Raw genomic sequence first — 26,143 nt, 5'->3', positions numbered from 1 at the left:
ATATGCAATCAATTCCGATGACAGTTCGTGGTGCAGCATTACTGCGCGAAGAACTTAACGAATTAAAAACAGTTACCCGTCCAAAAATCGTTGCTGATATTGCTGAAGCACGTGAGCACGGTGATTTGAAAGAAAACGCTGAATACCATGCTGCTCGTGAGCAACAAGGTTTCTGCGAAGGCCGTATTCAAGAAATTGAAGCGAAGCTTTCAAATGTGCAAATCATTGATGTAACTAAAATGCCTAACACAGGTAAAGTTATTTTTGGCACAACGGTCACTATCGTTAATGTTGAAACCGATGCTGAAGTAAAATACCAAATCGTAGGCGATGATGAAGCAGATATCAAAAACAACCTGATTTCTGTTAACTCACCAATCGCGCGTGGTTTAATTGGTAAAGAGGTAGATGATGCCGTTATCATTAAAACGCCAAACGGTGAAGTAGAGTACGAAATCATTGAAGTTGAGTATATTTAGTAGCTTAACCAAGCATTGATAAAAACCGCAGTTATATACTGCGGTTTTTTTATACCTGTTTACATGCGTGGATTTATTCGGTACGTTGACTACAAGACAGTCGTAATGAAGGAGTAATAATGGCGAAAATTCAGTATCCTAAACCGCTTGTTCAAGGCGATAAAATAGCCATATGTGCTTTTTCATCAGGTGTAGATACAGCGTTTCATACGCGTTTAGACTTAGTACTTAATGGCTTAACAGCCAAAGGTTTTACTGTCATTGAGGGTGCCTGCTTGCGTCAGTCACACAATAGTGCAAAGCAACGTGCTGATGAGCTAATGGAGTATTTAACTGATGATTCAATAGCAGCCATCATGCCACCTTGGGGGGGCGATCTCACCATGGAGATTTTACCGCTTCTCGACTTTAATGCGATAAGTAAAGCAAGGCCTAAATGGTTGGTTGGCTTTTCAGATATAAGCACTTTTGCATGTGCATTAACAACTCGTTGTGGCTGGGCAACCTTGCACGCTGCGAATTTAATGCAAATTCACCCTGACGATTCAGATGTTTATTTAGCAAATATATTCAGTGCAATGTCACTTGAAGAAAAACAGCAACTGCACCAAGTCGCGTCTCCTTATTATCAGCAAAAACCAATTGATTATAAAGCCGATCCGCAAGCTCAATTTGACTATACAGCCCCGAGTCAATGGCGCTGTATTAACTATAAAGATAAACGCCAGATTGAAGTTTCAGGGCGTTTAATCGGCGGTTGCTTAGATACTCTTGGCTTGTTGCTACCCTCAAATTACTATGCATTGCATGAATTTAAAAAGCAGTATGCACCAGAGGGCTTAATTTTGTATTTAGAAAATGCAGAGCTCAGCCCGATGGCATTAGCACGTTGTTTGTTATCGTTAAAGTTGAATGATGTATTCACCGATGTAAATGCGGTGGTATTCGGCCGCAGTCCAGCAATTAATAACGACTGCTATTTTGATGAATACCAAGCAATCGAACTCGCATTTAAAGGTAATTTGTTCCCAGTTATTGTTGATGCGGACATTGGTCACGTTGCCCCTAATTTAGCATTAATAAATGGAGCAGTTGCCACAATAACTGCAGACTTATGTGAAGGTATGGCGAGTAATATCATTGTAAAGACAGACTTAAAATAACAATTATGCAGGCAAAGCCTGCATAATTTATAGGTTTTATACTACAGTAATTACCGCGTCTTTATCTAAACGAGATTTTGGTAATGTAGCATTATAATCTTGCTCTGGTTCGTGATAACCAATAGCGAGTGCCACTTCACATACATAACCATCTAACTCATCAGCAAATAGTTCACCGAGTAAGTCTTTATCGACGCCTTCCATCGGTGTTGAATCTAAACCTAAACGAGCCACAGTATGCATAGTATTACCTAATGCAATGTAGGTTTGAGATTTAGTCCAAGCAGCGTTATCGCCATGGTCATCAGTATTTAAATCAACAAATGCGAACGCACCAAACGCCTGCTCTTTGTTTTCAGCTTTTGTGCGACCATTAGCAATATCTGCATCGATGACTTTTTCATAGTCATCACGTTTATAACTTGGGTTATAAGCAAATAAAATAGTATGTGATGCAGTTTTTGCATGTACCTGATTAAACTGAAACTTATTTGCAAAACTATCGTGGAAACGTTGTTTTGCTTGCTCTGATTCGATGACTATAAACTTCCATGGTTGAGAATTAATAGACGATGGCGATAAGCGTAAAGCTTCTAAAATTACAGCTAAGTCTGCTTGGCTAATTTGCCTTGATGCGTCGTAGCGCTTACTTGTGTATCGGCGTTGTAAGTCAGAAATAATAGGGTGTGTCATGATTTGCTCCCGCATGTATAACAATTAGGTGCAGTTTACGCTTTGCATACTTTACGATAAAGCGCATAATCGAATAAACATTATCAAAAATTTTTAGTTAATATGCTGGTTGAAGATCTCAAATTAATCCTCAAGGTTGCAGAGTTTCGCAGTATTACAACCGCTGCGGCAAAATTAGACATGCGTGCTGCAACCGCTAGTGCAGCAATTAAGCGCGTTGAAGCAGCTCTTGGTACTGAATTGTTTGTTCGTACTACTCGCCATTTACGTTTATCGGCGTCAGGGGAGCGTTTTTTGCCTCAGTGTCAGCAAGCGGTGCTCATGCTAGAGCAAGCGACACTTGCCTTAAAAGGCGAGCATGATGAAATAGAAGGTGAACTAAGAGTTGCATTATCTTCAGATTTAGGCCGCAACATTATTATTCCTTGGTTAGATGAGTTACTTGATGAATATCCAAAGCTGAGTATGCGTCCTCATATTAGCGATAGTAATGTCGACTTTTACCGAGACTCTGTTGATTTTGCGCTCAGATATGGCTCGCCATCAGACTCGAACTTATATGGCTTTAAAATTTGTAATGTTCCTCGGTTGTTATGTGCAACCCCAGAGTACCTTGCCGAATATGGAGCGCCGACACATCCTGATGAATTAAACCAGCATCAAGGTTTATTTTATCAACTTCAAGATATCATCAACAATGTTTGGGAATTTACCGATGGAACAGAGCGTTTTAAAGTGAAAATGCAAGGCCGCCGAGCGTCTAATGATGGAGATTTAGTAAGACGTTGGTGTGTGGCTGGTAAAGGTCTAGCTGTTAAATCATGCATTGATATCAGTGATGATTTACTTAAAGGTCGGGTCGTGCCGGTTATGCAAAATTACCCTCACTTATGTGCCGAGCTTTGGTTAATCTGTCCAAGTCGACAATCTATAACACCTGCGGTTCGTTTAGTTCGTGATATATGTCGAGCAAAAACCAAGGCGATTCTCACTCAACTGATTGAAAAAGACATTTTAGATAAGCGGGTACTCGATAACTAATTATTTTAGGTATTGAGTTACAAGGCTTATTTATTGTAATTTCTCAATTGCTTGTTTAGCGCTTTCACTGTCAGGATTCAAGTTAAGAGCATTTTTGTAACTTGCCAATGCTTTTTGTTTATCGCCGACTGCTAAATATGCTTCACCTAAACTGTCATAAGTGTTTGCTGATTCTGGATAAGATTGATTGTTGAGTTCAAATACAGTAATTGCGGCATCTAGTTTTTTCATCTGCATTAATTCATAACCCAAGTAGTTTAACGACCTTTCTCTTGGCGTATTCCCATCATTCACCATTTGCTTATAGGTTTTCTTGAGCCCTTTAATACCTTCACTTTTAAATGCTTTATAAAGCTTGCTATCTACATGTTCTGTCGCTTTTTCATAAGGTTTGTCATAGTAGATTGCCAAGAGACCGTTAGTCATGGGGGTGAGAGGTGCACCACCCGTGTTATTTAGAATGACAATAAGTAATTTGTCTTCGATAATTCTACTTATAAACGCATTGAAACCATTGATACCACCGCCATGTTGAATACGTGTTAGGGGTTTTCCGTAAATGTTTTTATCGAGCTTTGTTACTTCCCAACCAAGCGCATAATTTCTTTGCCCAGAAACTTGATACATCTGCTTTTTATATGCGTCGTTTAATAACTTATCTGAGTAAAGGGCTTGATCCCATTTTAGTAAATCCCGCGCTGTTGAATACATTGACCCAGCTGCATACGGGATAGACATATCTAAATAATCGGTGTTGCTATAACCAGCTAGCCCGTTGTCGTATCCAGAGGCGCGAAATTTAATGATTTTATTGTGGGAATCATAGCCTGTATCCTTCATTTTAAGTGGGTCTAAAATATTCTGCTGTAATACCTCTTCATATTTTTGGCCAGTTACCTTTTCAATTACCGCACCCAAAATAAAATAGCCAGAATTGCTATAACGAAATTCAGTGCCAGGTTCGAACACTAGATCATCACTACATAGCAAGCGAATAAATTCATCAACACTGTAGGGGTTTCGGCTGTACTCATCACGAAACGATTTTGCTTGGGTATAATTACCAAGACCAGAGGTATGATTAAGTATTTGGCGAAGAGTAATTTTATTGGCAATATCTTGTCTGTATTCAGGAAGGTATGTTGCAAGATGATCATCGAGTTTAAGCTTATTATTTTGTGCCAATTGCAGGATTAACATGGCGGTAAACTGTTTGGTTATTGAGCCAATTCTAAACTTACTTTTATCACTATGCTTTATATCCCACTCAAAGTTGGCATAGCCAAAGCTTTTTTCAAACAGTACTTTTCCATCCTTTGCAACTAATACATTGCCGTTAAACTGCTTGTATTCATGAAAGCCTTGAATAAAGTCGGCCATCTCTGTTTGCATATTTTGGCTATGGGCAAGGCTTGAAATTGCGAGTAAATAAAAAACTACAAGCAATCTTAATTTCTTAAAGTGTATGTTCATTGCTATCCTTGTTATTTGTTGGTTACATTAATCTATGTAAAACCTCATTGCGCATGGCTTGATTGATAAGGCTTACCATTTTTGTGTGGTCTAAATCACTGTAATGCACAACAGAGACACTCTCATTTTGAAGTGCTTGCCAATAATCAGCGGGGCTTATTAGATCACCGTTACTGACATAGAGAGTTGTACTAACTGATGGTTGTCTGTCATTGAGTAGGGCGATTAAATCAAGTTGTGTTTCATCAATACCACTGTTTTGAATTACATTTTTTGCTGCGGTTTTAAAATCATCATCTTTGACAAAGTAGCTTAAAGTTGGGTAATAACGTTTAGTAACGGACATTAATGCTGAGTCAAAATGCACCATTGGTGCAACCATTATCTGTTGCTTTACATTAGGCATTTGTTTTCCAAGTTGCATAGCAGCAATACAGCCCATTGAATAACTCAAAATATCAATTTGTTGGTATTGGCTGTTATCTAGGTAATGTTTTAATACATCAAGATTGTTTAGACCAAATTTGAACTCATTATACTGATTGCTCGCTGGCATGATTATGACATCTTTGCCAGTAAAGTGGCTGAGCCAACGAGCTTGAAAGCTATACCCCATACTATTTAAACCATAACCTGGAAATAGCACAATTACAGATGATGAGTTTGGAGTTGCTTGGTTATTCAAATCTAGCTGAGAACTAAACTCTTCTGTTTTATTACCACTTTTAACGATTAAACTTAAACCGAGCGAACTCTCTTTTGAAAAGTAACTATTCAAATCGCTTTGCGAAAATAATCGAAAATGTAAGCATTGCTTGTCTTTGGTACATGTATGCTGTACAGCTCCCGAAAACATGACCATGTTTTCCATACCGTCAAATGGTACTTCTTGTGCAGGTTGTGTGATTTGATAAGCAATAAAACTCTGGCAACCACTGAGAAGTAAAATATAAAAAGAGCAGAGGATATAACGCATAATTCCCTTTATAATTATAGTAGTATTTCCATTATTGACAATAACTTAGCAATCATGAGCCGATAATGCAATCGGATTATATTTGTTCGAGAGTTACCTGAAAATCACCAATTACCACCTCGCGGTAAATCCTCGGTTATCTATATGTACAAAACCACCGTGATGGGAGGCGGGTCTATAGCGCCCTATACCACCATTATAACGGCTTTGTTTTTGAAATTTTTCGAACACTTTATAAAGTACATCTACATCTGCAACTGTCAGTTTGCCGTCGCCATTTAAATCGTCCATTCGGCCATTACTATCTTCGTCTATGTATAAATCGAAAGCATCGCCATATTGGTGTCGACTATGTTTGCCATTACCAATTGAGCGATTGTAGTGGGGTGTTCTATAGCCGCTGATAAAGGCAAACTTGCTGACTTTAATCCCTTCACTTTGTACAAACTTGAGTAGTTCTTCGAGCATCATCAAGCCACCGTTGTTGACATAAATATATTTTGGAAAGCCACTCACTTGCTTACAAATTATATTTTTAACTTGCACATGAGGAGTCAGCTGGCGTGATAAGTCTTTCTCAAAAATTTCAATAAACCCGTTTGGTGCACTGTATTGTGTGTAGCCTTTATAGGGCGTAGGGTAGAGGCCTATTTGGTAATTATTTAACTGTTTATTGTTTGCATTGAATGGTTTTTTAACAATCACAAGTAGGTGTTTACTGGTTTCATCGTTACTCAATACTAGGTTATAAAATCCTGCATTTTCTGGGGCGTAAATTGCAATGCTATTTGGCCCTAATCGCTCTGTCTCAACGTCTGATACTGTAGTTGGAGCAAAATCAGCCGTGTTATCAAGTGTTAGAACCTGTTTTGCATCAAGAACAATGCTGTGCAGCGAGTCGCTTAATTCAATGGCAGCAACAGAGCATGTAGTTAACGCTAAGAACACACTTAAAATAATACGGCTGAAATACATAGTGACCTCTAAATTGTATTGTTTGCTAATGGCGTGGTGAGTGCTTTTAATAACGCGCCATCGCGATTATAGACATCGGTATAAAATTGTAAGCTCTCGTCGTCACCTGCGACTGTCCAGTACATTAAAAGTACATCTAGCGGTTTTGATAAGCTGATTTTTGTAGTCTCTTTTGCAGCAATGGCGTCATCAATGTCGCTACGACTCCAATTATCTGACGTTTCTAATATTTTCTCAGCTAAGGTGAATGGGTCATCAACTCTTACACAGCCGTGGCTAAATGCACGTTGGTCTTGCTGGAATAATGTTTTTGCAGGGGTGTCGTGCAAATAAATTGAGTATTTATTAGGAAACATAAATTTAATTTGTCCCAATGAATTATTCTCTGAAGGTTGTTGTACAAACCAGTACGGAAAGTTCTTACGACTAGCATTTGCCCAATCAATACTCTTGCTATCCACTGGGTTACGGCGACTATCAACCACAACAAAATCTTTCTCGTTTAAGTAGTTTGGGTTTTCTTTCATTTTTTTGATAATGCCACCTGCAATACTCCGCGGTACTGTCCATGTTGGATTCATCACGATATAGCTCATTTGCCCTTTAAATATTGGGGTTTTGGTGTAGTTTCTGCCAACGACCACATTGGTTTGCCATTTTAATTTGTTGTCTTCAAATAAAAATAGTTTAAAACCAGCGATATTTACCACTAAGAAGCGCTCTGTGAGAGTATTATCAACCCAACGAATACGCTCTAGGTTTACTAAAATATCATCAATGTATTCACTGTAATCTTTGTTGAGTAATTTTAACGTTGCGTTACCAATCACACCGTCGTCAGTAACTTGATGAGCATTCTGAAAATTCTTAACTGCTGCAACTAGCTCGTTGTCATAATCAGTATCATCACTACCACTGCCTTGAAAATAATTTAAGCGCTTTAACTTTTGTCTTAACAGCGGTACAGCTGCGTCTGATTGACCCGGTTTTAATATATTGTTTTGCAATGTGATGGCAGGTAACTCGCCAGTTGCATCAAGTTCTCGGTAAAACACTAAAGCATCTTTTAAGCGTTTGTAATGAGGTAATACGGGCTTAAGGTTTTCAAGGCCTTTATCAAGGCTTTTAGACTTAACGTGTTTAAGTAAAGAGGCAGCTGCAGCATCAGGACTAACGTCAAACTGTCCATAATTCCATGTGGCAGTAAGTTGTTTTGGGTTTATTTTTCCGCGTATTAAGTGTTTTGCATACGTCATGACAGCATCTGTCATAAGTACATCAAACTGAGCTTCGACAGCCTCTGCTCCGCGTTTATCTATTTCGTTGGCCAGCGCCATTAATGTATCAAAGTGATAGTCATTGGGTGAGAGGCCTTCAAGCTCTGATTGAGCAATTAACTTGAGAGCTTGTTTTGCATATTTGGTGTCATTCCAAACACGTTCAAAACCATTTGCTTTATAGGTGGCAACGGTCATGTCAGGAGAATGGATGTGTTCTCTTTCAATACTGTGAGATTCACCAATCAGGATAGGTTCTAACTGTTGTTGTAAGTATTGGTTTTCAGCCAATACAGGCATGCAAATGGATAAACAACTGACCAAAATGGTGTAGCGCAGAATCTTCATAGCTATGTCCCTATAACAAGTTTGTAATTTGCTTGAATTGTTTCTTTTTTGCTCATTTAAGCTTAGCAAAGCAATACAATTTATAGGAACATATTTTTTAAATAAAAACGCTTGGCAAATGAGTTTGCCAAGCGTTCGGTTGGGATTTTGAGAGGGGTTTAATTACTGGTTGTTTGTAATTTTGCTTCTGACTCTACTTTTTTACCTCTAAACTTGCCAATTAAACGTTTAAAGTCTTCTAACGCAACATACTGACAAGGGATTAAAATAAGTGTAATGACAGTCGCAAATAACACCCCGAATGCTAGAGATACAGCCATTGGGATAACTATTTTTGCTTGTAAGCTTGTTTCCATAATGATTGGTAATACACCAATAAAGGTCGTAATTGAGGTTAGTAATATTGCTCTAAAACGACGAGCACCGGCTTGCATCACAGCCTCTTTGATTGCAACACCTTCAGCGCGGGCCTTATTGACAAAGTCAACCATTACTAGCGAATCGTTTACTACTACACCAGCAACAGCGATGATACCGAATACCGATAAGCTACTCATTGTCATACCTAAGATCATGTGACCGAACATCGCGCCAATTACACCAAATGGAATAACCGACATAATAATGAATGGCTGCGAGTATGAGCGCAGTGGAATAGCAAGTAACGCAAATATAATCATCATAGACAAAGCAAAATCACGTACTTGTTCTGCCACACTATCCATTTCTTCTTGAATACGACCAGCCACATTACTTTCTACACCTGGGTAGCTTTTCAATAGGCTAGGTAAGTACTCGTCACGAATTTCTTTTGCAATGGCAAATGGTTCTGCTTGATCAGTGTTAACCGCAGCCCAAACGTTGACAGTGCGTTTTGCGTTTTCACGACGAATACGGTTCACACCATCAACGATGTTGACCTTCGCTACTTCTGCAAGAAGCACTTCAACGCCTGTTGGCGTAATGATACGCGCATCAGTGATGTCACTTACCGCATTTCGCGATTCACGAGGGTAGCGGATCATTACTTTAATCTCTTCACCGTCACGTAAAATACGTTGTGCTTCTAAACCGTAGTAGCTAAAGCTAACTTGTGATGCCACATCCGATAAGGTTAAGCCTAAGCTGTAAGCAAGTGGTTTAAGTTCAAGTTGAACTTCGTCAGTTGCAGATTGTAGTGAGTCATTTACATCACCTACGCCTTGCATGCTATTTAGCTTTTCTTTTAATTTAGCTGCAACTTCTTTTAGTTTATTGATATCTTTACCTTCTAAGCGAAAGCTAACATCGCCATCATCACGGCCGCCATTCATGATACTGTCTTCAATATTAAGCGTTTTCACACCTGGCAGTGGTGGCATTTGTTCGCGCCACATTGCACTTAATTGGAAAGTATCAATAGGGCGTAAGTCTGGTTCGACTAAAATCGCCATAATGCGTGCACTTGTACGACCGCGTAAGCTAACCGATAAGTCACGGATCATCGCTTGACCATATTGCTCTTCAAGTTGCTTATCGACATCTAAAATCAGTTTTTCAATTGTTTGTGCTGTTTCAAGAGTCGCTTGTTCAGAAGAAGATAAGTTCATTTCAACTGAGATACGTGGGAAATCATGTGGAATTTTAGGATTCGCAACAAATTTCACTAAACCACCAGCGAACATACCGCCACTGACAATAAGTACACAGATAAAGCCAACAATTACGGTATAACGGTAATGAATACAGCGACCTATAAATGGTGTGTAGTAATTGTCGACAAAGTTCTTCAGGCCATTATCCATACCTAAACGCAAGCGGTGTAATGGATTTTTAGGGTTCGCAGGTTTATTTTTCATGGCCGCTAAGTGAGCCGGTAGAATCAGTTTTGATTCAATCAATGAGAAAACTAAGCATAGGATAATTACGCCACCAATGGCTTTAGAAAAGGCAGAACCAGGCCCTGATGCCAGTGTTTGCGGTAAGAATGCGGCGATAGTAGTCAATACACCAAAGGTTGCAGGAATTGCAACGCGTTTTACACCACGCACTACATTATCTAGGCTATGACCGTGCTTTTCAATTTCAGCACTGGCTGATTCACCTACGACGATAGCATCATCAACGACTATCCCTAGCACCAGTATAAATGCGAATAAAGAAGCTAAGTTAACAGTGATGTCTATAAAGCCAAGTGGCATCATTAAAAATGCACCTAGGAATGATACAGGTAAACCCATCATGACCCAAAACGCTAAGCGCAGTGGCAAGAATAGGGCAAGTACCACCATAACTAAAATACCACCCCAAATCATGTTGTCGATCATCATGTTTAGACGACCTTCAAGGTAATAAGTTAAATCAACAATTGGCGATAGCTTTACACCTGCTGGTAACTGTGGCGCTTTATCTGCTAGGTATTTTTTTAATACTGCAGCAACCTTAGTGATGTCTTGATCTTTCGAAGCATTTACTTCAAAAGTCAGTGAATTTTTACCATTGTACTTAGAATATTGCAGGCCTTCTTCAAAGCCATCGTTAATTGTTGCCACATCACCCAAGAAAACTTGGGCGCCATCAGGTAAGTGTAATAAAGGCAGCTTTTCGAACTCTTTACCACGATACGCTTGGTTTTCAACACGCATTGAAATGTAGCCATTTTCAGAGCGAATTTGACCTGCTGACATATTTGCAGAGAAGCTGCGCACAGCTGTGGCAATATCACGGAAAGTTAAACCATACTCACGTAGTTTATCTGGGCTGATTTCAATGCCAATTTCGTAGTTTAAGCCACTGTAAAAGTTGACCAAGTTAATTTGTGGTAAAGCTTGTAGTTCATCTTTTATGTCGTTACCAAGTTCTTTGAGCTGGTAGTTACTCATATCGCCATACAGCGCGAGTATCATAACTTCTTGCTCAAACTTTTCACGGCGAACAATTGGGCGTTCCATCTCAGCAGGGAAGGTATTGATTGAATCAACCTGCATCTTGATTTCATCGAGTACTTCTTGCGGGTCGTACTTTTCTTCGATTTCTATCCAAGCTTGTGAAAAACCACGGTTCGAATAAGTAATTAAACGTTTAATGCCTTCGAGGCCCTCTAAAGACTCTTCGACCTTTATGGTTATGCCTTCTTCTACCTCTTGTGGTGCAGCCCCTGGGTAGACAGCTTGAATACTGATCCAGTTACTTTCAAACTGTGGGAACATTTGCTTACGCACTGACATTGCAGTCAATAAGCCGCCCACTAAAATAAAGATCATAAGTAAGTTTGCAGCAACTGGGTTGCGTGCAAACCAGGCAATAAGCCCTTTTTCTCTGTGCGTGGTCATGGCTTATTCCTCTTTTAACGCTAATTGTGTTGTTGGCACACTTAGTTTTGCGTCATCTAGCTTGACTGCCATGCCTTCAGTTGGGTATTCAAGTGCTGAGGTAATAAGTTGCTCACCGTTAGCAAGGCCATTATCGGCGATCACCATGCCATTTTGTTCGCGCACAATGTTAAGTGTTTTAAAAGTAAGTGTTTCGCCATCTTGTAAAACAGCTACCTTGTTGTCTTTAACTAAATGGTGCGGAACAACAATCGCATTGTCCAGCGCTCGACCTTCGATAGTGGCATTAATGTATGAGCCAAAACGCAGTGGTTGTTTTTGCTCATAAGGCGTTGCTACTTGTGCTACTAGGTAATTCATGCGGCTGCGTTGGTCAACGACCCCTTCGCTGCGTACAATAGTCGCTTGCCACGTTGTTTGTTTACCTGCAAATTCAGCATTAATTGATACGCTTGCACCAATTCCTTGGTTATTTAGGTATTGCAGATCTTTATCAGCAACAGGTAAACGAATTTCAGCCAGTGATGTTGAGCTTAGGCTACCAAAGCTATTACCCGGGTTTACCACACTACCTAAACTAATCAGGCGCTCGTCGATAATGGCATCGTATGGCGCTTTAATGTATGTGCGCTCAAGATTACGTTTTGCGCGTTTTACACTGGCTTGAGCAGCACGGTAGTTTGCAAGCTTTTCAGCGAGTTGCGGTTTACGTAAATACAGCTCAGATGGAATAACTTGGTTTGAGTCACCTTTGATGCGGTCCCACTCAGCTTGTGCAACAGATACTTGCGCGCGTTCAATTTCAAGAGCAGAGCTTGCTTGCGCTAGACCTGCTTCTGCTTCAATGAGTGCAGCTTCGTAATCATTTGGGTCAATACGTGCTAGAATATCGCCTTGCTTAACAAATCCGCCTTGTACAAATTGATCTGACAGCGAGACAACCTGACCACTCACTTGCGCAACAAGTTCAGTTTGGTTTTTCGGTTTAACGATACCGTATGATTTTACATCAAGGGTAATGGCGTCAAAGCTTAACGGTTTAATTGATACAAGCGGTCGCAAATCTTGTTCTGGTTTTTCGACCGGCGCTTGCTTCATAGAGGCAAATGCGAATGCCATTCCAAGTCCGCCGACTAATACGGCGATAGGGAGAATGATTTGTTTTTTACTAGCCACGGGATAGTCCCTCACGGTTGACGGTAATTAAAAATAAATTTGATAGGCTAAGCATACGCAATAAAGTGTTTACAAGGCGTTCGAAGATGTAACAAACCATTACACATATTACAAAGGCGCTACAAAGGTTCTATAAGAGGTACTCAATGACAGATAAAATGGCATGTAGATTAGGCTGTGGCGCCTGTTGTATTGCACCCAGTATTAGCTCACCGATCCCAGGAATGCCCAACGGGAAAGCGGCGGGAGAGCGCTGTATTCAACTGGATAATAATAACCTGTGTAAATTATTTGGTGATGAATCAAGGCCCAAGGTGTGTAGTGATTTTTCTGCCACTATTGATGTGTGTGGCACGACAAATGAACAAGCATTGTATTTAATTACCGAACTTGAGCAGATGACTTAAAAAAATTAAACCCTTAACATTTTTTAACAGTTACTGGGATAAATTAGGTTATTTTTTAAAGTCACAGTTTTCGCTATGGCATTTTAAATAAATTTGACTGTGGTGTTCTAAAGATCTTAGAAGAAAACGTGTCACAACAATGCCAGTCAATTGACTGGCATTGTTGTTTTTACTTACCACGTATAAGTAGCGCTAAGAGTATATTGCTCGCCGCGACCAGGGGTACCCGGGACTTCTTCGAATGATTCATCCCAAATATTGTCAGCTGCAAAGGTAACAAACACATTATCAAGCTGGGCTGGCGTGAACTTTACTGTTAACTGCGTGAAGAAGGCTTCATCATCAGAGCTACGTAGGCGGTTACTATGTTGTTTACGCCATTCGTTATCGATACGCAACTCAAGCACATCCATTGGTTGCCATACTGCACCCAGTGTTACACGGTGATCAGGGTAGTTAAGCGCATAAAAGCTCGCATCAATATCTGCCGTGCCATAGTCTTCTGACTTTTCTAAATAGGTGTAGCTGGCAATCAACTCAGCGCTTTCAAACGATTTATTCGCTAAAAACTCAACGCCTAAGGTGTCTATATCAACCGGGTTTGCAAAACGTGCTGAAGTTGCATCAAAGCGATATGTCCAATCCGTAAGGTTTTTATCTTTGCGGTAGAAAATAGCTGAATCTAAACGCCACGAAGATTGTTCAATTAGTAAACCTAATTCAAGGTTATCGGTGGTTTCGCGCTCAAGGCTGTAATTACTTCTGAATAACCCGCCCGTTTCACTGCCGCCGATTGCGGTGTAACCGGGAACTTGTGTTGCTTCGGCGTATGATGCGTACCAAGTATGTTCACTGTCATTTTGATTAGCTACTTTAAGGCTTGCATCTGCAATAAAGGAGGTATCTGAACTATCACGGTTAGTATCATCAAAAGCAGCACCAACACGAACCGTAAGCTCTTTGTTAGCTGTAAGGGCCATCTTGTATTCAGGCAAGATACTTAGCTTAGTGTAATTGCGCGACGTAAAGTTGTTTTCAAGAGACGTTGATTCAATCTCATCAGCAATAAATTGCCCAGCATAATTAATTGCATAGCTACTATTTAAACGGTGACGTCCAGAGAGTGCCAATGACTTAACGGTGGTTTCGTGAAACGCTTCAAAAATAGCTGGGTTTTCACGAGACAATACATAATGGTCGTTATGTTTACGATAATAACCAGTCACTTCAAAGGTACTGCTATCACCATACATTTGCTTGTGATTGAGCATGAAAAGCTTGGTTTCAAGATCTTCGGTTTCGTTAAAGTTAAATGGCGTGTAAAGATTTGGCCAACCAAAAAATTTTTCTTGGCGTCCGAACATTAAATCAGTTTGCGAGGTATCGCTTGCAAGTTGAACGCGTGCTGAGGCACGTTCAAAGTCGTGGTCGCCATTATCAATTGAGCCATCGCTTTTTGAGTGCGAGTATTCACCCTCAAAACCTAATCGCCAATCAGGTTTGCTATCCAGCTTTTGGCTATGGGCAGCATGAATGCTTTGTAAATTAAAGCCATTCGTACCTGTGCCAAGTGAAACGCTGCCAGTGCTTGTGATAGGGCGCCAGCCAAATGAAACCGTGCCAACCGAGCTATTCATACCATAAAGGGCATTATCAGCCCCTGTAAGTACTGAAGGGCCTGTTAGCATCTGTGGGGCAATAGGAATTTCAGCAAAGTAGTGACCAGATTGAGGGTCAAATAATGTACTGCTACCGACACGAAAGCCAGTATTTTCGAAGATACCACCACGAATAGTGACATCAGCTTGTGCTTCAGCCATATTGCGTGATTGCAAATCGACACGTGGGTCATATTCTAAGTTTGATACCGGCGCATCAAAAGTACCAACCGGTTCTTTATTTGCGGTTGCTGAAACTTCAACGGTGATTTGTTCAATATTGTTGGTGTCTTCTGCTAGCACTGAGCAAGTGACGAATAAAGCGGGAAGTGTAAGCTGTACTGCGCGTACCATCTAAAACTCTCTTGATTTTGTTTAATCTGGGGTAGTGGGCTAGTTAGGCGCACTGAAAATTGCGGGTATTGTATCTGAATCACTGAGTTATACCACTCCAACCAGATTTCAGCAGGCAATAAAAAACCGCGCCAAGTGCGCGGTCTTTTTACTAAAACGGCATTTAGTTTTGATTAATTGATTGCGGTGGAAAGTTACTGAGAATGTTAGCAACAGTTTCTTTGATAACTTCAGTGCGCTTTTCAGGTGATTGGTTCTTTTGCAAACGACCTTCTTTAGCACCACGCCAAACTAATTGGTTAGAAGCACGGTCTACTACGTCTAAAATTAACGTACCGACTTCGTATTCGCGAGTTGTTGTTTGTGTGTTATAACCCATACCCCAGTAATTCCAGCGTGCACCGTAACCTACGTTGAAGGTATCTACATCAATTTTAGTATCAACTGATGCATGATAGTTAATAAGTACATCTGCTTGCGCTACATCAACAAGCTTCATACCGCTTTTTTCAAGTTCGGCATTAACTGCTTCACGCACACGTTTTTCCATTAAAGGACTAATTTGGTAGTTCGCTACGTTTTTAGTCAAGCTGGCATTAGGTACCCAAGAGAAGGTTTTATAATTACTAAAATCTGCAGATTTGTCGTAATCCCAATCAGGCGTTTTAGCACAAGCCGCTAAAAATAATACAGCCGTCGCGATTAATAAGTTCTTCATATTGTTTGCTCCTTGGCAAAATTTCCACTACTTGATTGATAACATAACACAAATAATACTCAACTGAATGATTATTTAAATACTATGGCACATTTACAAATAAGTACTGTAATAGTTTGTAATTAAGCACTGTGTTCAACTTCTATCCAGTCTTTTTCATCGACCCAGTTTTGCACCCCATCTTTGACAGTACGAATAGGGACAATGTAATCACAGCTAACTTGTGGTTTAACTGAGGCAAAAATCGGCACGAAGCCAAAGCTAAGTGCTGTTTCGATAATTGCTTTTTGGTTTTGCGGGTCGATATCGGCAGCTTCATCGATATAAATCGGAATACGATACAGGTTTTGCTCTTGATCGCTTAATAAGTAACGAATAAACAGCATGCCACAAAGTAGCTTAATGGTAATCCGGGTACCGTTAGAGCCGGCTGAGTCGATTTTCTCGAAGTGCTCAGTGTCACCAGCACGATTTACCACTTCAAAGCGAATATCGAACAAGTCTGTCAGTGTTAAACCTGCTTTTTCAGAAGCAAGCTTAATTAAATGATCTTTTGCTTCGTTTACCGCAGACTCGCTATAAGGCTCTTGGCTTAATAAGTCGAGGGTATCGCCTTGCTCAAACTGATTTGAGGTACTAATGATGGTATCAATGCTATCAACCAGCATCTTGCGCGGGATAACATTAATTTTGAATGCTTGAAGGTTAGAGATCCGATGTTGACTAATGCCTTTATTAAAGCTATTCATTTCACGGCGCAAGCGGTCTAAGTCTTCACGCAAGCCTTTAATGGTAGCTGCCACTTCGGTTAATGCAACTCGGCCTTGACGCTCAACAGCATCGCGCTCGTTATCAATGTTATGAAACGCGCTGATAAGCTTTTCGTATTTAGTAAACTCATCGTTTTCGTTATCAAATTTAGTAATACCCGCATTATAAATATGCATGTAGGTGTTACGTACGTTGATATCAAAGTTACGTAGCTCTTGGCAGTCTTTGTTAAAGTGATGAATGAGGTCACTTAAGTTATCAAAATCAATACTGATTTCAATCATGTATGGTGTGACTTTGCCTGAGTAAAAATCAAGTGTGTGATCGATACGTTCAGATTTAACTTGGCGTAAGCGGTCAGCTTGGCGCGCAAGCAAATCTTTTTTCGACTTGATAATTGAGCGACGATCGCTAATTGAGCCACTGTTCTTTTGAATGTCTTGCAGGTAGTCGTCAACTAGTTCGCGTTCTGCATTTAATTGCTCTTTTAGCAGAGTTTGAGCATCGACAGATTGCTGCATCACTTCAAATTGTTCAAAGCGTTTTAATGCTTCTTCAGAGGCCATTAGCTCATCATACAAGGCATCTTTTTCTTTTTGCTTTTCAGCGACATTAGCAGCTACTTCGCGCTGTTGTTTAAACTCTTTCAGGGAGTTTTCAAGTGCAGCGAGTTGCGCAGTTAATTGCTCTTTGTTTTCGCCCGTTTGCATTTGCACAGGGCTTAGCTTTTTTAGTTTAATCGTCGCACCAGGAAGAGTCAGTACACCGCCTTTTACGTTTGCCGATAACTGCTCTAAAAACTCACCGAAGGCATCTTCGTCTGTGATATCAACATCACCATTGCTGGTGGTGGCAAACGATAAGATATCTGGGTTTAAAATACGCGAAATTTCTTCAACTTCTTTTAAAGATAAATCTTCACGCATACGGGTGAATAAATTGAACTCGAGGTTCTTTAGCTGTAGTTTTAAGCTCTTAATTTGCTTTTGTGTTTCGCTAATACGGTAATCAAGCGTGTGTAAGCTTTGACCTTGGGCACTGCTTAATGAATGCGAAAGCGACTCATAATCTTGTTTAAGCTGCGTAAGGCTTACTTTTAAGGTGGCTTTGTTAACTAGTTCAAACTCAGATTTAAGTGCTCGATAGTCTAAAAACCACTGCTCAATTTGAGTTTGCTTACGCTCAATGTCACGTGATTGCTGAATATACAGCTGCTGCTTTTGGTCGAACTCATGTTTTTCGTGCTCGATATCTTCAAGGGCAATATTTAGCTCAGTGAGTTGCTCTTGTTGATAGGTTTCAAAGTCAATCAGTGCTTGGTCAATTTTTGGCGCATAGGCGGCAAGTTTGCCTTTTAAAACCGTTTGATTCTCAAGCATAGATTCAAGGGCTGCGATAGGCTCTTGCATTGACTCAAGGGCTTTTAATTCACGTTTAGCGCGATTTACCTTATCGAATGAACGTCGCCATACTTCATAAAAATCGACCCGTGAATTTGACATATGACGCTCAAATACACGTAACATAAAGCGCTTAACATCACTGGCTCCTAACTTGTGCAAGTTAAGAATACGGCGGAAAATTTCTTTGTAAATTGCAGAGTCTTGCACGTTATTGAGTGGGATCATCTTTAAATTGATATCGCCATCAAACGGGGTTGCGCCGCCAGTAAGTAGGGCGTTCAGCTCTTGCGCTTTTAATTCAATTGGGTTGAAACCTTGCTCTTTTAAGTGATTAAAAAGCTTGGTGAATTTAACAATTGTCTTGCCTTGGGTGTAGTGTTCTAGGTTTAACTTACCTTGATAGCAAAAAAACTGATGCGCATAACCAGCAATTTTACCAAGGCCAGCAACACCAATAACCACAGGGCCATTAGGTAGGTCAGCTTCAAGTAAAATATAGGATTGATCTGACGAAAAGTAGAACTTACGAGTTTCGTCTAAATCGTGGCCATCCCATTCTGTTAAGCGTAAATCATTAATTAACGGAAATTGCAGGGCATTAATAACCGAGCTTTTACCGGTATTATTCGGTGCACAAATTGAGCTACTTTTATCCAGTGGGATCACGCATTTTGCATAGCCTGCGGTATTTAAAAGCGCAAGTTTGCTGAGTCCGTAAAGGCTTTGGCTTTGCATTATTCGTCATCTCCTAGATAGGTTTCTTCGTTTACTTCCATTAATGCATCGATATAACGATAAATTGGCGCTTGCAGCATAAAGCCATTTTCTACTTCGCGAGCAAGGCCTAAACGCACCATACGTAGGTACACATCTTTACGTAAATCTGAGCCAGAGAATATTTCTAATTGATCAAACAAGTGCTTGTTGATTTGCACTAAGGTTTGCATCAGTTCAAGGTCGTTTACCTCGTCAAATAAGGCACGCATAGGATCTTTACCAGTATTGGCATAGTGCTCAATCAAGATGTAGATAGTCAGCGCGATGGCACGTGAAATTTTACCCATGTTTGGGGTGCTCTCGTCACTACCAAAATAGTAATAGCCACGGCTATCATGCTGTAGGTCATGGCCGAGTGCATTAAAAAGGGCACGGTAGGCATCAATGTGTTGGTCAAGCTCTTGCCACATCAGCGTGTCTTGTTCACTAATGTGGTAGCCTGACGTGAGCTTTTTATTAATAGCTTGCAGATGCGTTAAATCATCTAAATTAATATCTGTCATGGTTATTGCTCTGTTGCTTTTTTATCGTCAGCAATCGATGAGTTAAATGGGTAAAGAGAGAAGTGTTGCTGGGCAATTTTTATTTTTACTTTCTCTTGGCTTTGGCTAATTTCAAGGTCGCCATCGCTAATTAATTTTTGATACAAGAACAGCATTTCGTCAGCTTCTAGATCTGGGTAGCTTTCATCTAAGAAACTAAGCAGCGGCTGAGCTTTTTTGCTGGCTTTTTTAAAGCGTTTTCTAAATTGTGTTTTAACGTCGTTGTAATCAGGGATATGCGGGCTTTGATAGGCGGGCACATCATCATGCTCTGGTAGCTGATATTCATCGTGCTCAAAGTCGACTAAGCCTGCCATATAGGCCACGATATGACGTTGTTGACCAAGTGAAAAGCGTTGTGCATCCGAGACAAAGTTAGGTTGTACCGCACTTAGCATGTTATCGACGCCATTTTTACGCACTAAACCAAGTACTTTGGCTGCTTGGCGAGTAATTAGGTTGTTACGGCGTAATTCTTCACGTAGCGGCATTAGCATATCGGCGCTTTTACGTAAGCTTTCACGACCAACTAAATGCATTTCTAAAATACGGGTTCGCAATTGCTCAAGCATGCGTTTGTCTTGATATGACTTACCTAGGCGGTCAATTTGTTCGATTTGTGCGCTTATTTGCGTTTCGATGGTGTTAAAGCAAGCGTGGAAGTCACCACGTATATCAACCATTTCAAGCATAGGTTCAATGTATTCATCAAACGCTTCGATCACTGCTTGATAGCGCTTTTGCAAAGATTGCACGGCGTTGTTTGCTTTAGCTTGCTCAACAATATTTAAAATCGCGTTTTCATTGTGGGCAAACAATTTCATTATTTTACGTACCCGATCATCCATAATACGGCTAAAGCGGCGTAGCTCGTCGTAATCTTCAATTTCACCTGCTTTAGCCAAGCGACTACCAAGGCGAGCTAAATCATCAACTAGTACACTAATTTCTTGGGCAAGACCTAGGTGTTCTTCTTGTAGCAAGAAAGTCGCAAAATCAGCAATCGCTCGATTGATTTCTAATTGCGATGATTTCGCTAATGGAATGATAATATCTTGATTTAATAAACGATTTGTTTCCTTATAAATGCGTTCATTTGACCATGAAGGTTGTTTTTGTTTTATCGCATTTTGTACGTCTTTCAAACTGAAATCAGCCATCTTAAAACGTTTAAATAGCAGTTCTAACACCCCCCAATGTCCAGTAAGGGTATTTAATAACTTTTTAGCTGGGATCATAAGGCTCCAGTAAATTCAGACTTAGGTGTTAGCGATTAGTAGTAAATTATGTAATTGATAATAGTTTTATGCTTTCTATGCTGCTAGAATCCGCGCCGAAACACTCGACTTACAATTTTTACATTATTATAAAGGTTGTTCAAACACCATGGTAACCCCACTTATCCTAACCCTGATAGCGGTGGCATTTTTGCTTATCGTTATAGAGGATATTATCCATGTAAACAAGGCCAAAACGACGCTTTTTTTTGGCACTTTATGCTGGATTATCTTATTTATCTCTCCAATTCATGGGCAAAGCCCAGAAACCATACAACATCAACTGGATCACAATATATTAGAGATCGCGACTTTGTGGCTGTTTTTAATGGCAGCGATGACCTTTGTTGCGTATTTAAACTCTAAAGGCTTTATCCAGAATATTGTTCATAAAATTATGCCAAATCAAATCAGTGAACGAAAGTTGATGTTTCTGATTGGTGGCTTTTCTTTCTTATTTTCATCGATATCAGACAATATAACTGCGACTTTAATTTCACTTGCGGTGGTGATGTCACTAAAATTAGATCCTAAAAAATTAATAAAATATGCAACCTTGATTGTATTTAGTGTTAACTCGGGTGGGGTGTCGTTGATCACGGGTGATGTTACAACTCTGATGATTTTCTTAGACGAAAAGGTCACCATTGCTAATTTACTATTATTAATTGCGCCTGCACTGACAAGTGTTGCACTGCTTGCGGCAATGTTATCTGTAGGTATGTCGGGTAATGTAGTATTTGAAAAGCAAACAGCTCGTCGTATTGAAAAAACAGATATTACCATTGCGGTTATCTTCTTCTCGACGATTATTGCCACGTTAACTTTGAGTGTGCTTTATAATGTGCCACCGCTTTTAACCTTTTTATTTGGTTTATCACTAATGTTTTTGGTTGCGCAATTCTTAATGCGCAAAAAAGACGTCAACAAAAAAATTATCGATTATATTCGTGAGATTGAGTACGACACCTTATTGTTCTTCGTAGGTGTGTTATTGCTGGTTGGTGCATTAAAAGAAGTAGGTATGCTTGCTAAGTTTACTCACCTATATGAGTTGATGGCGCCTGAGTATGCAAACTACATGATGGGGCTATTATCAGCAGCGGTAGATAACGTACCTTTAACTGCAGCACTTTTAAAAGCAGATATTGTGATGAGTCCACAGCAGTGGTTGTCGTTTACATACGCAACAGGGGTAGGTGGTTCAATGCTTATTATCGGCTCTGCGGCAGGTATTATCGCCATGAGTAAAGTAAAAGCACTGACCTTTATGAGCTATCTTAAAATGTCGGTTTATTTATTAATTGCTTATACCGTTGGCTATTACGGGTCGCACTTAGCAGGCAGTTTAATTTCATAAAACAACTTGACAGCTAGACGTCTAAACGTTAACTTTCAAAGCCTGCTTTTTTAGCAGGCTTTGTTATTTTAACCAGGTGTTAACTTAACATTCAGAAGAGGTGCGATACTTAGGTAGTTAATGTGAGGTGACGAACGCCGATGACCATTAATGAGGGAAGTACTCGCCGAGAAAATTAGCCGGACGTCACGGTTACTTTTCGGTTTATGGGGCTGAATCCTCAAAACTGTCACCAAACTAGGTGGAGAGCTTCTGGCATGGACTACTCTTTATTTTCAAAGCACCCCCTTGCCGAGTTCTTCTTGAATTACTGTGGATAGTTTTCCACAAAAGGAGACGACATGAATACCCAATTAGCCGCCAACACAAAATCAGATTACGTTGTTGCAAAATTTGGTGGCACCAGTGTAGCTAACTTTGATGCTATGAGCCGCTGCGCAGAAATCATTTGTGCTGATAATCAAGTTCGTATTGTTGCTGTGAGTGCCAGTGCTGGCGTGACAAATCATTTAGTTGCATTGTGTAAAGCTGATTTGAGCGCGGCTGAGCGTGACGAGCACATCACAGGTGTGGTAGCCATTCAAGAAGCTATTTTAGCTGAGCTATCGCTTGATGCTGACTTAGCTCATGGCTTTAATGAAACCCTCAAAGCCTTTCAAAAACTGGCATCAGAAGGGGTTAAGTCAGTAGCGGAGCAAGATGAGCTACTTAGCTTTGGTGAGCGTTTATCATCGTATTTATTTACACAAGTATTGCGTGGGCAAGGTCTTGATGCGGTGCGTTTTGATGTACGCAAGGTGCTAAAAACAGATAGCCAATTTGCTAAAGCAACACCGAATGTTGCAGCAACCGCTGCGGCTGCTAAAGAGCATTTAGTGCCGCTACTTGCTGACCACGTTGTAGTAACTCAGGGTTTTATTGGTAGCAATGAACATAATCAAACAACCACTTTAGGGCGTGGAGGTTCAGATTACAGCGCGGCATTACTTGCAGAAGCAATTAACGCAAAAAGCGTGCATATTTGGACTGATGTTGTGGGTATTTTCAGTACTGATCCGCGTTTATGCGCTAAAGCAAGCCCAATTGCACGCTTGAGTTTTGATGAAGCGGCAGAGATGGCAACGTTTGGTGCAAAAGTACTGCATCCTGCAACCATTTTACCTGCGAGCCGTAGTCATATTAGTGTGTTTGTTGGTTCAAGCCGTGAGCCAAAATTAGGTGGTACATGGATTGAAAAAGAAAAATCTCAGCAACCAGGTATTCGTGCAGTAACACAGCGTAAAAACCAAATTCTATTAACAGTCAAAAGCCCAGAAATGCTCCTTGCTAGTGGTTTCTTAGCGCGTGTTTTCACCATTTTAAGTGAGTTTAATATTTCAGTTGATTTGGTTACAACCTCAGAAATTAGTGTTGCAATTACTTTGGATAACGCGCCAAATGCATCACGTCCAGAGCTGGATCAAGCTTGTTTAGATAAGCTTTCTGAGTTTTGTCATGTGTCGGTCGAGAATAACTTAACGCTGGTGGCTTTAATTGGTTCTGAAATTCAATTACGTCAGCAAGAAATGAATTTAATGCAGGTATTAAGCGACTTTAATATTCGTTTAATTTGCCACGGTGCAAGTAAACATAACCTGTGCTTTTTGGTGGAGCAAAGCGAGTCAGATGACGTTGTGCAGGCAATTCACAGCCGATTATTAGAAAGCCAAGTCGCGGCGTAAGTCGCTAAAGCTAATAAAAGAGCACTGCCAGTCAGTGCTTTTTTGTGCCACAACACTTATGTCAAAGCCTTCAATACAATTACTGCTAGCGCAGAAATTATGTTTACGTATTTCTTCAAATACATTGGGAGCGAGCAGTTTCGCAATCGGCTGAGCACTTGCCTTAGCAAGGGCTTCTTTTAATGTCCAAATTCTAAAAAAACACTGTGCCTGTTCATCGGGTGCATCAAAACTGCTGATTAAGTCAACTTCATCTTGATGATAAAAATGCTTTGCAAGCTTGATAAAAGGGCGAGGTTTGTTGCTTTGTTCAATATCAAAACCAAGCAGCTGCTGAGCTGGGTTGAGGGCAGCACCTATCAAACCATTTGAATGAGATAAGCAAGCCCAAACAGACTCTCTAACGGGTGTATGTAGTTTCAGCTTACTGTCTTTGTCATCAAATTGGCTTGATATTTCATTGAGCGCTAAATCATCATGAGGGTAAGTATGTTTGTATAAATACTTTAACGTTAAGCGAGTCGCTAAATACTCTTGTTTAGCTGCGGGCACTTTGCGTTTTTCAAGTACACATAATTCAAACTCACTGAGCAATTTTTCAATAGCTAAGCTTGAAATATCGATGTTTGATGCTTCCATAAGCATAATTTGCTGTGCCGTGTTGTTCGGCTGCAGATTAATAACTAAGGTGTTTGAAAAATAGTGGCTGCTCATGATTTAACGCTTATACGGGGGTTCGTATTTAGTTTTGTTTATTTTTACAGCAAATGAACTTGTAAGAGCACGAACAACTCAAATAGTTTACGCAGTTGGCTGTAATTATGGTTTAATGAGGAAAAATAATAACAGATTTATAGATGTATGGCACAAGTTCGTGACGGCTTTCACAGCCGACTAGGTTTCGTATTAGCCGCTTCAGGTGCGGCGGTAGGTTTAGGTAATATTTGGGGCTTTCCAACACAAGCGGCAAACCATGGCGGCGGTGCATTTTTACTTGTTTACTTCATTGTTATCTTCTTATTAGCGCTTCCAGCCCTTTATACTGAGCTGTATTTAGGCCACCAAGCGCAAGCTAATCCGGTAAAAGCATTATCCAATGCATGGCAAGATACGGCTCCTAAAGTGGGCGCTGCAGCAGGCTATATTGGCCTCTTTGGTGCAATTGTGATGTTAAGTTTTTATTCGATAGTCGCAGGTTGGATGTTAGCGTATGCACTTGAGCCAATCGCTAGCTTCTTGGGTTTTACTGAGTTAAGTAACTTTTTGCATAGTGATTCAATGGCACGCAACTTTGTGTTTACGCCGCTGATGCTTATTCTAACTGCGAGTATTATCTTAAAAGGGGTTAAATCAGGAATCGAGACTTGGTCACGCCGTTTAATGCCATTATTGCTAGTGTTATTAGTGGCTTTAATTGCTTATATCGCGACCCTAGATGGTGCGATGGATGGCTTTGCAGCCTACTTAGTGCCAGATTTTAGTCAAATTCTTGATGCAAACTTAATTATTGCGGCAATGGGGCAAGCGTTCTTTTCATTGTCGTTAGGTGTAGGCTGTATGATGGTTTATGGCTCATATTTAAAGCCTGATGCGAACCTTCCTAAACTAACCGGAACAGTGGCGTTGCTAGATACGGGGGTTGCCTTTTTAGCGGGTTTATTGATTATACCAGCTATTTTTGTTGCTCAGCATAACGGTGTAGAAGTGTTTAGCAACGGTAAATTAGTAGGTGAAGGGCAGTTAATTTTTGCAATTTTACCTGAGCTGTTTAGTACTATGGGGCAAATGGGCTTACTCGTTGGTTTATTGTTCTTCGTGTTAATGTCAATAGCTTCTGTTACATCAACAATTTCATCAACTGAAATTCCAGTGGCATTTTTAGTTGAGAACCACAGTATAGAGCGCAAAAAAGCGACTTTATTTGTAACTTTAATCGTCTTTATCGCTTCGTCAGTTATTATCTTAAATTTTGACTGGTTATTTGGTTTGGTGATTATGGTGCTTACGCAGTACCAACTTCCTTTAATGGGACTGTTCTATTTCATTACTGTAGGCTGGTTATGGCAACGTGGTAATAAATTGCATCAAGTCTCGAGCGGCCCTCATTATTGGTTTGCTCAGTATATTCGCTTTGTGTGCCCGTTATTAATGACAGCAGTATTTGTGAACGTGGCGTTGTTGAAATAGAGTCTTGAGCTGCGAGTTACAAGTTTTTAGTTTCGAGGTAAAAGACAAAAGTAAAA

At 40.3% G+C, this 26,143-nt stretch carries 20 protein-coding genes and 1 riboswitch; of the genes, 7 read left to right on the top strand and 13 right to left on the bottom strand.

The genetic code is table 11. The features are described 5' to 3' along the window. The first annotated feature begins 2 nt into the window (after nt 1-2). Both greA and J8Z25_RS09885 read left to right on the top strand, forming a co-directional pair. Nucleotides 3-479, top strand: coding sequence for a transcription elongation factor GreA (greA, locus tag J8Z25_RS09890; RefSeq protein WP_054551507.1), 477 nt, complete (start codon nt 3-5; stop codon nt 477-479). Nucleotides 480-598: 119 nt separating this feature from the next. Next, nucleotides 599-1,642 carry a S66 family peptidase gene (locus J8Z25_RS09885; protein WP_130051292.1) on the top strand — a complete coding sequence of 348 codons (1,044 nt, stop codon included), beginning with the start codon at nt 599-601 and terminating at the stop codon, nt 1,640-1,642. 36 nt (nt 1,643-1,678) lie between these two features. On the opposite strand, the gene J8Z25_RS09880 is transcribed toward J8Z25_RS09885, so the two are convergent. Beyond that, nucleotides 1,679-2,335 carry a nitroreductase family protein gene (locus J8Z25_RS09880; protein WP_130051293.1) on the bottom strand — a complete coding sequence of 219 codons (657 nt, stop codon included), beginning with the start codon at nt 2,333-2,335 and terminating at the stop codon, nt 1,679-1,681. A gap of 102 nt (nt 2,336-2,437) precedes the next feature. Between J8Z25_RS09880 and J8Z25_RS09875 the strand changes: the two genes are divergently transcribed. Further along, nucleotides 2,438-3,376, top strand: a complete 939-nt coding sequence (locus tag J8Z25_RS09875; protein WP_130051294.1) for a LysR family transcriptional regulator — start codon at nt 2,438-2,440, stop codon at nt 3,374-3,376. Between the two features lie 30 nt (nt 3,377-3,406). On the opposite strand, the gene J8Z25_RS09870 is transcribed toward J8Z25_RS09875, so the two are convergent. From J8Z25_RS09870 to J8Z25_RS09845, 6 genes are all read right to left on the bottom strand, one after another. Beyond that, the gene (locus J8Z25_RS09870; RefSeq protein ID WP_250660986.1) at nt 3,407-4,849 is read right to left on the bottom strand and encodes a serine hydrolase; all 1,443 of its coding nucleotides are present in this window, start codon (nt 4,847-4,849) and stop codon (nt 3,407-3,409) included. 22 nt (nt 4,850-4,871) lie between these two features. Beyond that, nucleotides 4,872-5,825 carry an alpha/beta hydrolase gene (locus J8Z25_RS09865; RefSeq protein WP_250660985.1) on the bottom strand — a complete coding sequence of 318 codons (954 nt, stop codon included), beginning with the start codon at nt 5,823-5,825 and terminating at the stop codon, nt 4,872-4,874. A gap of 111 nt (nt 5,826-5,936) precedes the next feature. Next, complete coding sequence (locus J8Z25_RS09860) at nt 5,937-6,800, bottom strand: D-Ala-D-Ala carboxypeptidase family metallohydrolase (protein ID WP_250660984.1); 864 nt, start codon at nt 6,798-6,800, stop codon at nt 5,937-5,939. 8 nt (nt 6,801-6,808) lie between these two features. After that, complete coding sequence (locus tag J8Z25_RS09855) at nt 6,809-8,425, bottom strand: L,D-transpeptidase family protein (protein WP_250660983.1); 1,617 nt, start codon at nt 8,423-8,425, stop codon at nt 6,809-6,811. A gap of 158 nt (nt 8,426-8,583) precedes the next feature. Beyond that, nucleotides 8,584-11,736: an efflux RND transporter permease subunit gene (locus J8Z25_RS09850; protein ID WP_250660982.1), complete on the bottom strand. Its 3,153-nt coding sequence runs from the start codon at nt 11,734-11,736 to the stop codon at nt 8,584-8,586. Nucleotides 11,737-11,739: 3 nt separating this feature from the next. Next, complete coding sequence (locus J8Z25_RS09845) at nt 11,740-12,912, bottom strand: efflux RND transporter periplasmic adaptor subunit (RefSeq protein ID WP_130051300.1); 1,173 nt, start codon at nt 12,910-12,912, stop codon at nt 11,740-11,742. 158 nt (nt 12,913-13,070) lie between these two features. Here J8Z25_RS09845 and J8Z25_RS09840 point away from each other — a divergent pair, with 158 nt between their 5' ends. Beyond that, nucleotides 13,071-13,319 (top strand): YkgJ family cysteine cluster protein, encoded by a 249-nt coding sequence (locus J8Z25_RS09840; RefSeq protein WP_130052277.1) that lies wholly within the window; start codon nt 13,071-13,073, stop codon nt 13,317-13,319. 173 nt (nt 13,320-13,492) lie between these two features. Here the strand turns inward: J8Z25_RS09840 and J8Z25_RS09835 are convergent, their stop codons facing one another. The 5 genes from J8Z25_RS09835 to J8Z25_RS09815 all read right to left on the bottom strand — a co-directional run bounded on the left by J8Z25_RS09835 (nt 13,493) and on the right by J8Z25_RS09815 (nt 20,780). Then, nucleotides 13,493-15,331 (bottom strand): TonB-dependent receptor, encoded by a 1,839-nt coding sequence (locus J8Z25_RS09835; protein ID WP_250660981.1) that lies wholly within the window; start codon nt 15,329-15,331, stop codon nt 13,493-13,495. A 163-nt stretch (nt 15,332-15,494) separates the two neighbouring features. Further along, on the bottom strand, nt 15,495-16,049 hold the full coding sequence (locus J8Z25_RS09830; protein ID WP_130051302.1) for a DUF4136 domain-containing protein: 555 nt from the start codon (nt 16,047-16,049) through the stop codon (nt 15,495-15,497). 122 nt (nt 16,050-16,171) lie between these two features. Continuing rightward, nucleotides 16,172-18,958: an Mks condensin complex protein MksF gene (locus J8Z25_RS09825; protein ID WP_250660980.1), complete on the bottom strand. Its 2,787-nt coding sequence runs from the start codon at nt 18,956-18,958 to the stop codon at nt 16,172-16,174. Next, the gene (locus J8Z25_RS09820; protein WP_062564547.1) at nt 18,958-19,503 is read right to left on the bottom strand and encodes a condensin complex protein MksE; all 546 of its coding nucleotides are present in this window, start codon (nt 19,501-19,503) and stop codon (nt 18,958-18,960) included. The genes J8Z25_RS09825 and J8Z25_RS09820 overlap by 1 nt, the downstream gene beginning before the upstream one ends. Nucleotides 19,504-19,505: 2 nt before the next feature. Further along, nucleotides 19,506-20,780, bottom strand: a complete 1,275-nt coding sequence (locus J8Z25_RS09815; protein ID WP_250660979.1) for an MksB family condensin complex protein — start codon at nt 20,778-20,780, stop codon at nt 19,506-19,508. Nucleotides 20,781-20,928: 148 nt separating this feature from the next. On the opposite strand from J8Z25_RS09815, the gene nhaD reads away from it, so the two are divergent. Together nhaD and lysC are read left to right on the top strand one after the other, a co-directional pair. After that, entirely contained in the window at nt 20,929-22,179 is a 1,251-nt protein-coding gene (gene nhaD / locus J8Z25_RS09810; RefSeq protein WP_130051305.1) for a sodium:proton antiporter NhaD, read from the top strand. 87 nt (nt 22,180-22,266) lie between these two features. Next, nucleotides 22,267-22,439, top strand: a riboswitch (Lysine riboswitch). Between the two features lie 81 nt (nt 22,440-22,520). Next, entirely contained in the window at nt 22,521-23,900 is a 1,380-nt protein-coding gene (gene lysC, locus J8Z25_RS09805) for a lysine-sensitive aspartokinase 3 (protein ID WP_250660978.1), read from the top strand. Here the strand turns inward: lysC and J8Z25_RS09800 are convergent. After that, the gene (locus J8Z25_RS09800; protein ID WP_167657813.1) at nt 23,877-24,614 is read right to left on the bottom strand and encodes a 4'-phosphopantetheinyl transferase family protein; all 738 of its coding nucleotides are present in this window, start codon (nt 24,612-24,614) and stop codon (nt 23,877-23,879) included. The two genes, lysC and J8Z25_RS09800, sit on opposite strands and share 24 nt — an antisense overlap. 147 nt (nt 24,615-24,761) lie before the next feature. On the opposite strand from J8Z25_RS09800, the gene J8Z25_RS09795 reads away from it, so the two are divergent. After that, on the top strand, nt 24,762-26,087 hold the full coding sequence (locus tag J8Z25_RS09795; RefSeq protein WP_167657814.1) for a sodium-dependent transporter: 1,326 nt from the start codon (nt 24,762-24,764) through the stop codon (nt 26,085-26,087). The last annotated feature ends 56 nt before the right edge of the window (nt 26,088-26,143 follow it).

It is taken from the genome of Pseudoalteromonas sp. SCSIO 43101 (assembly GCF_023650775.1).
GTDB classification, from domain to species: Bacteria; Pseudomonadota; Gammaproteobacteria; order Enterobacterales; family Alteromonadaceae; genus Pseudoalteromonas; species Pseudoalteromonas apostichopi.
The sequence above is the reverse complement of the archived record's forward strand: the minus strand, read 5'-3'. Positions and strand labels throughout refer to the sequence as shown.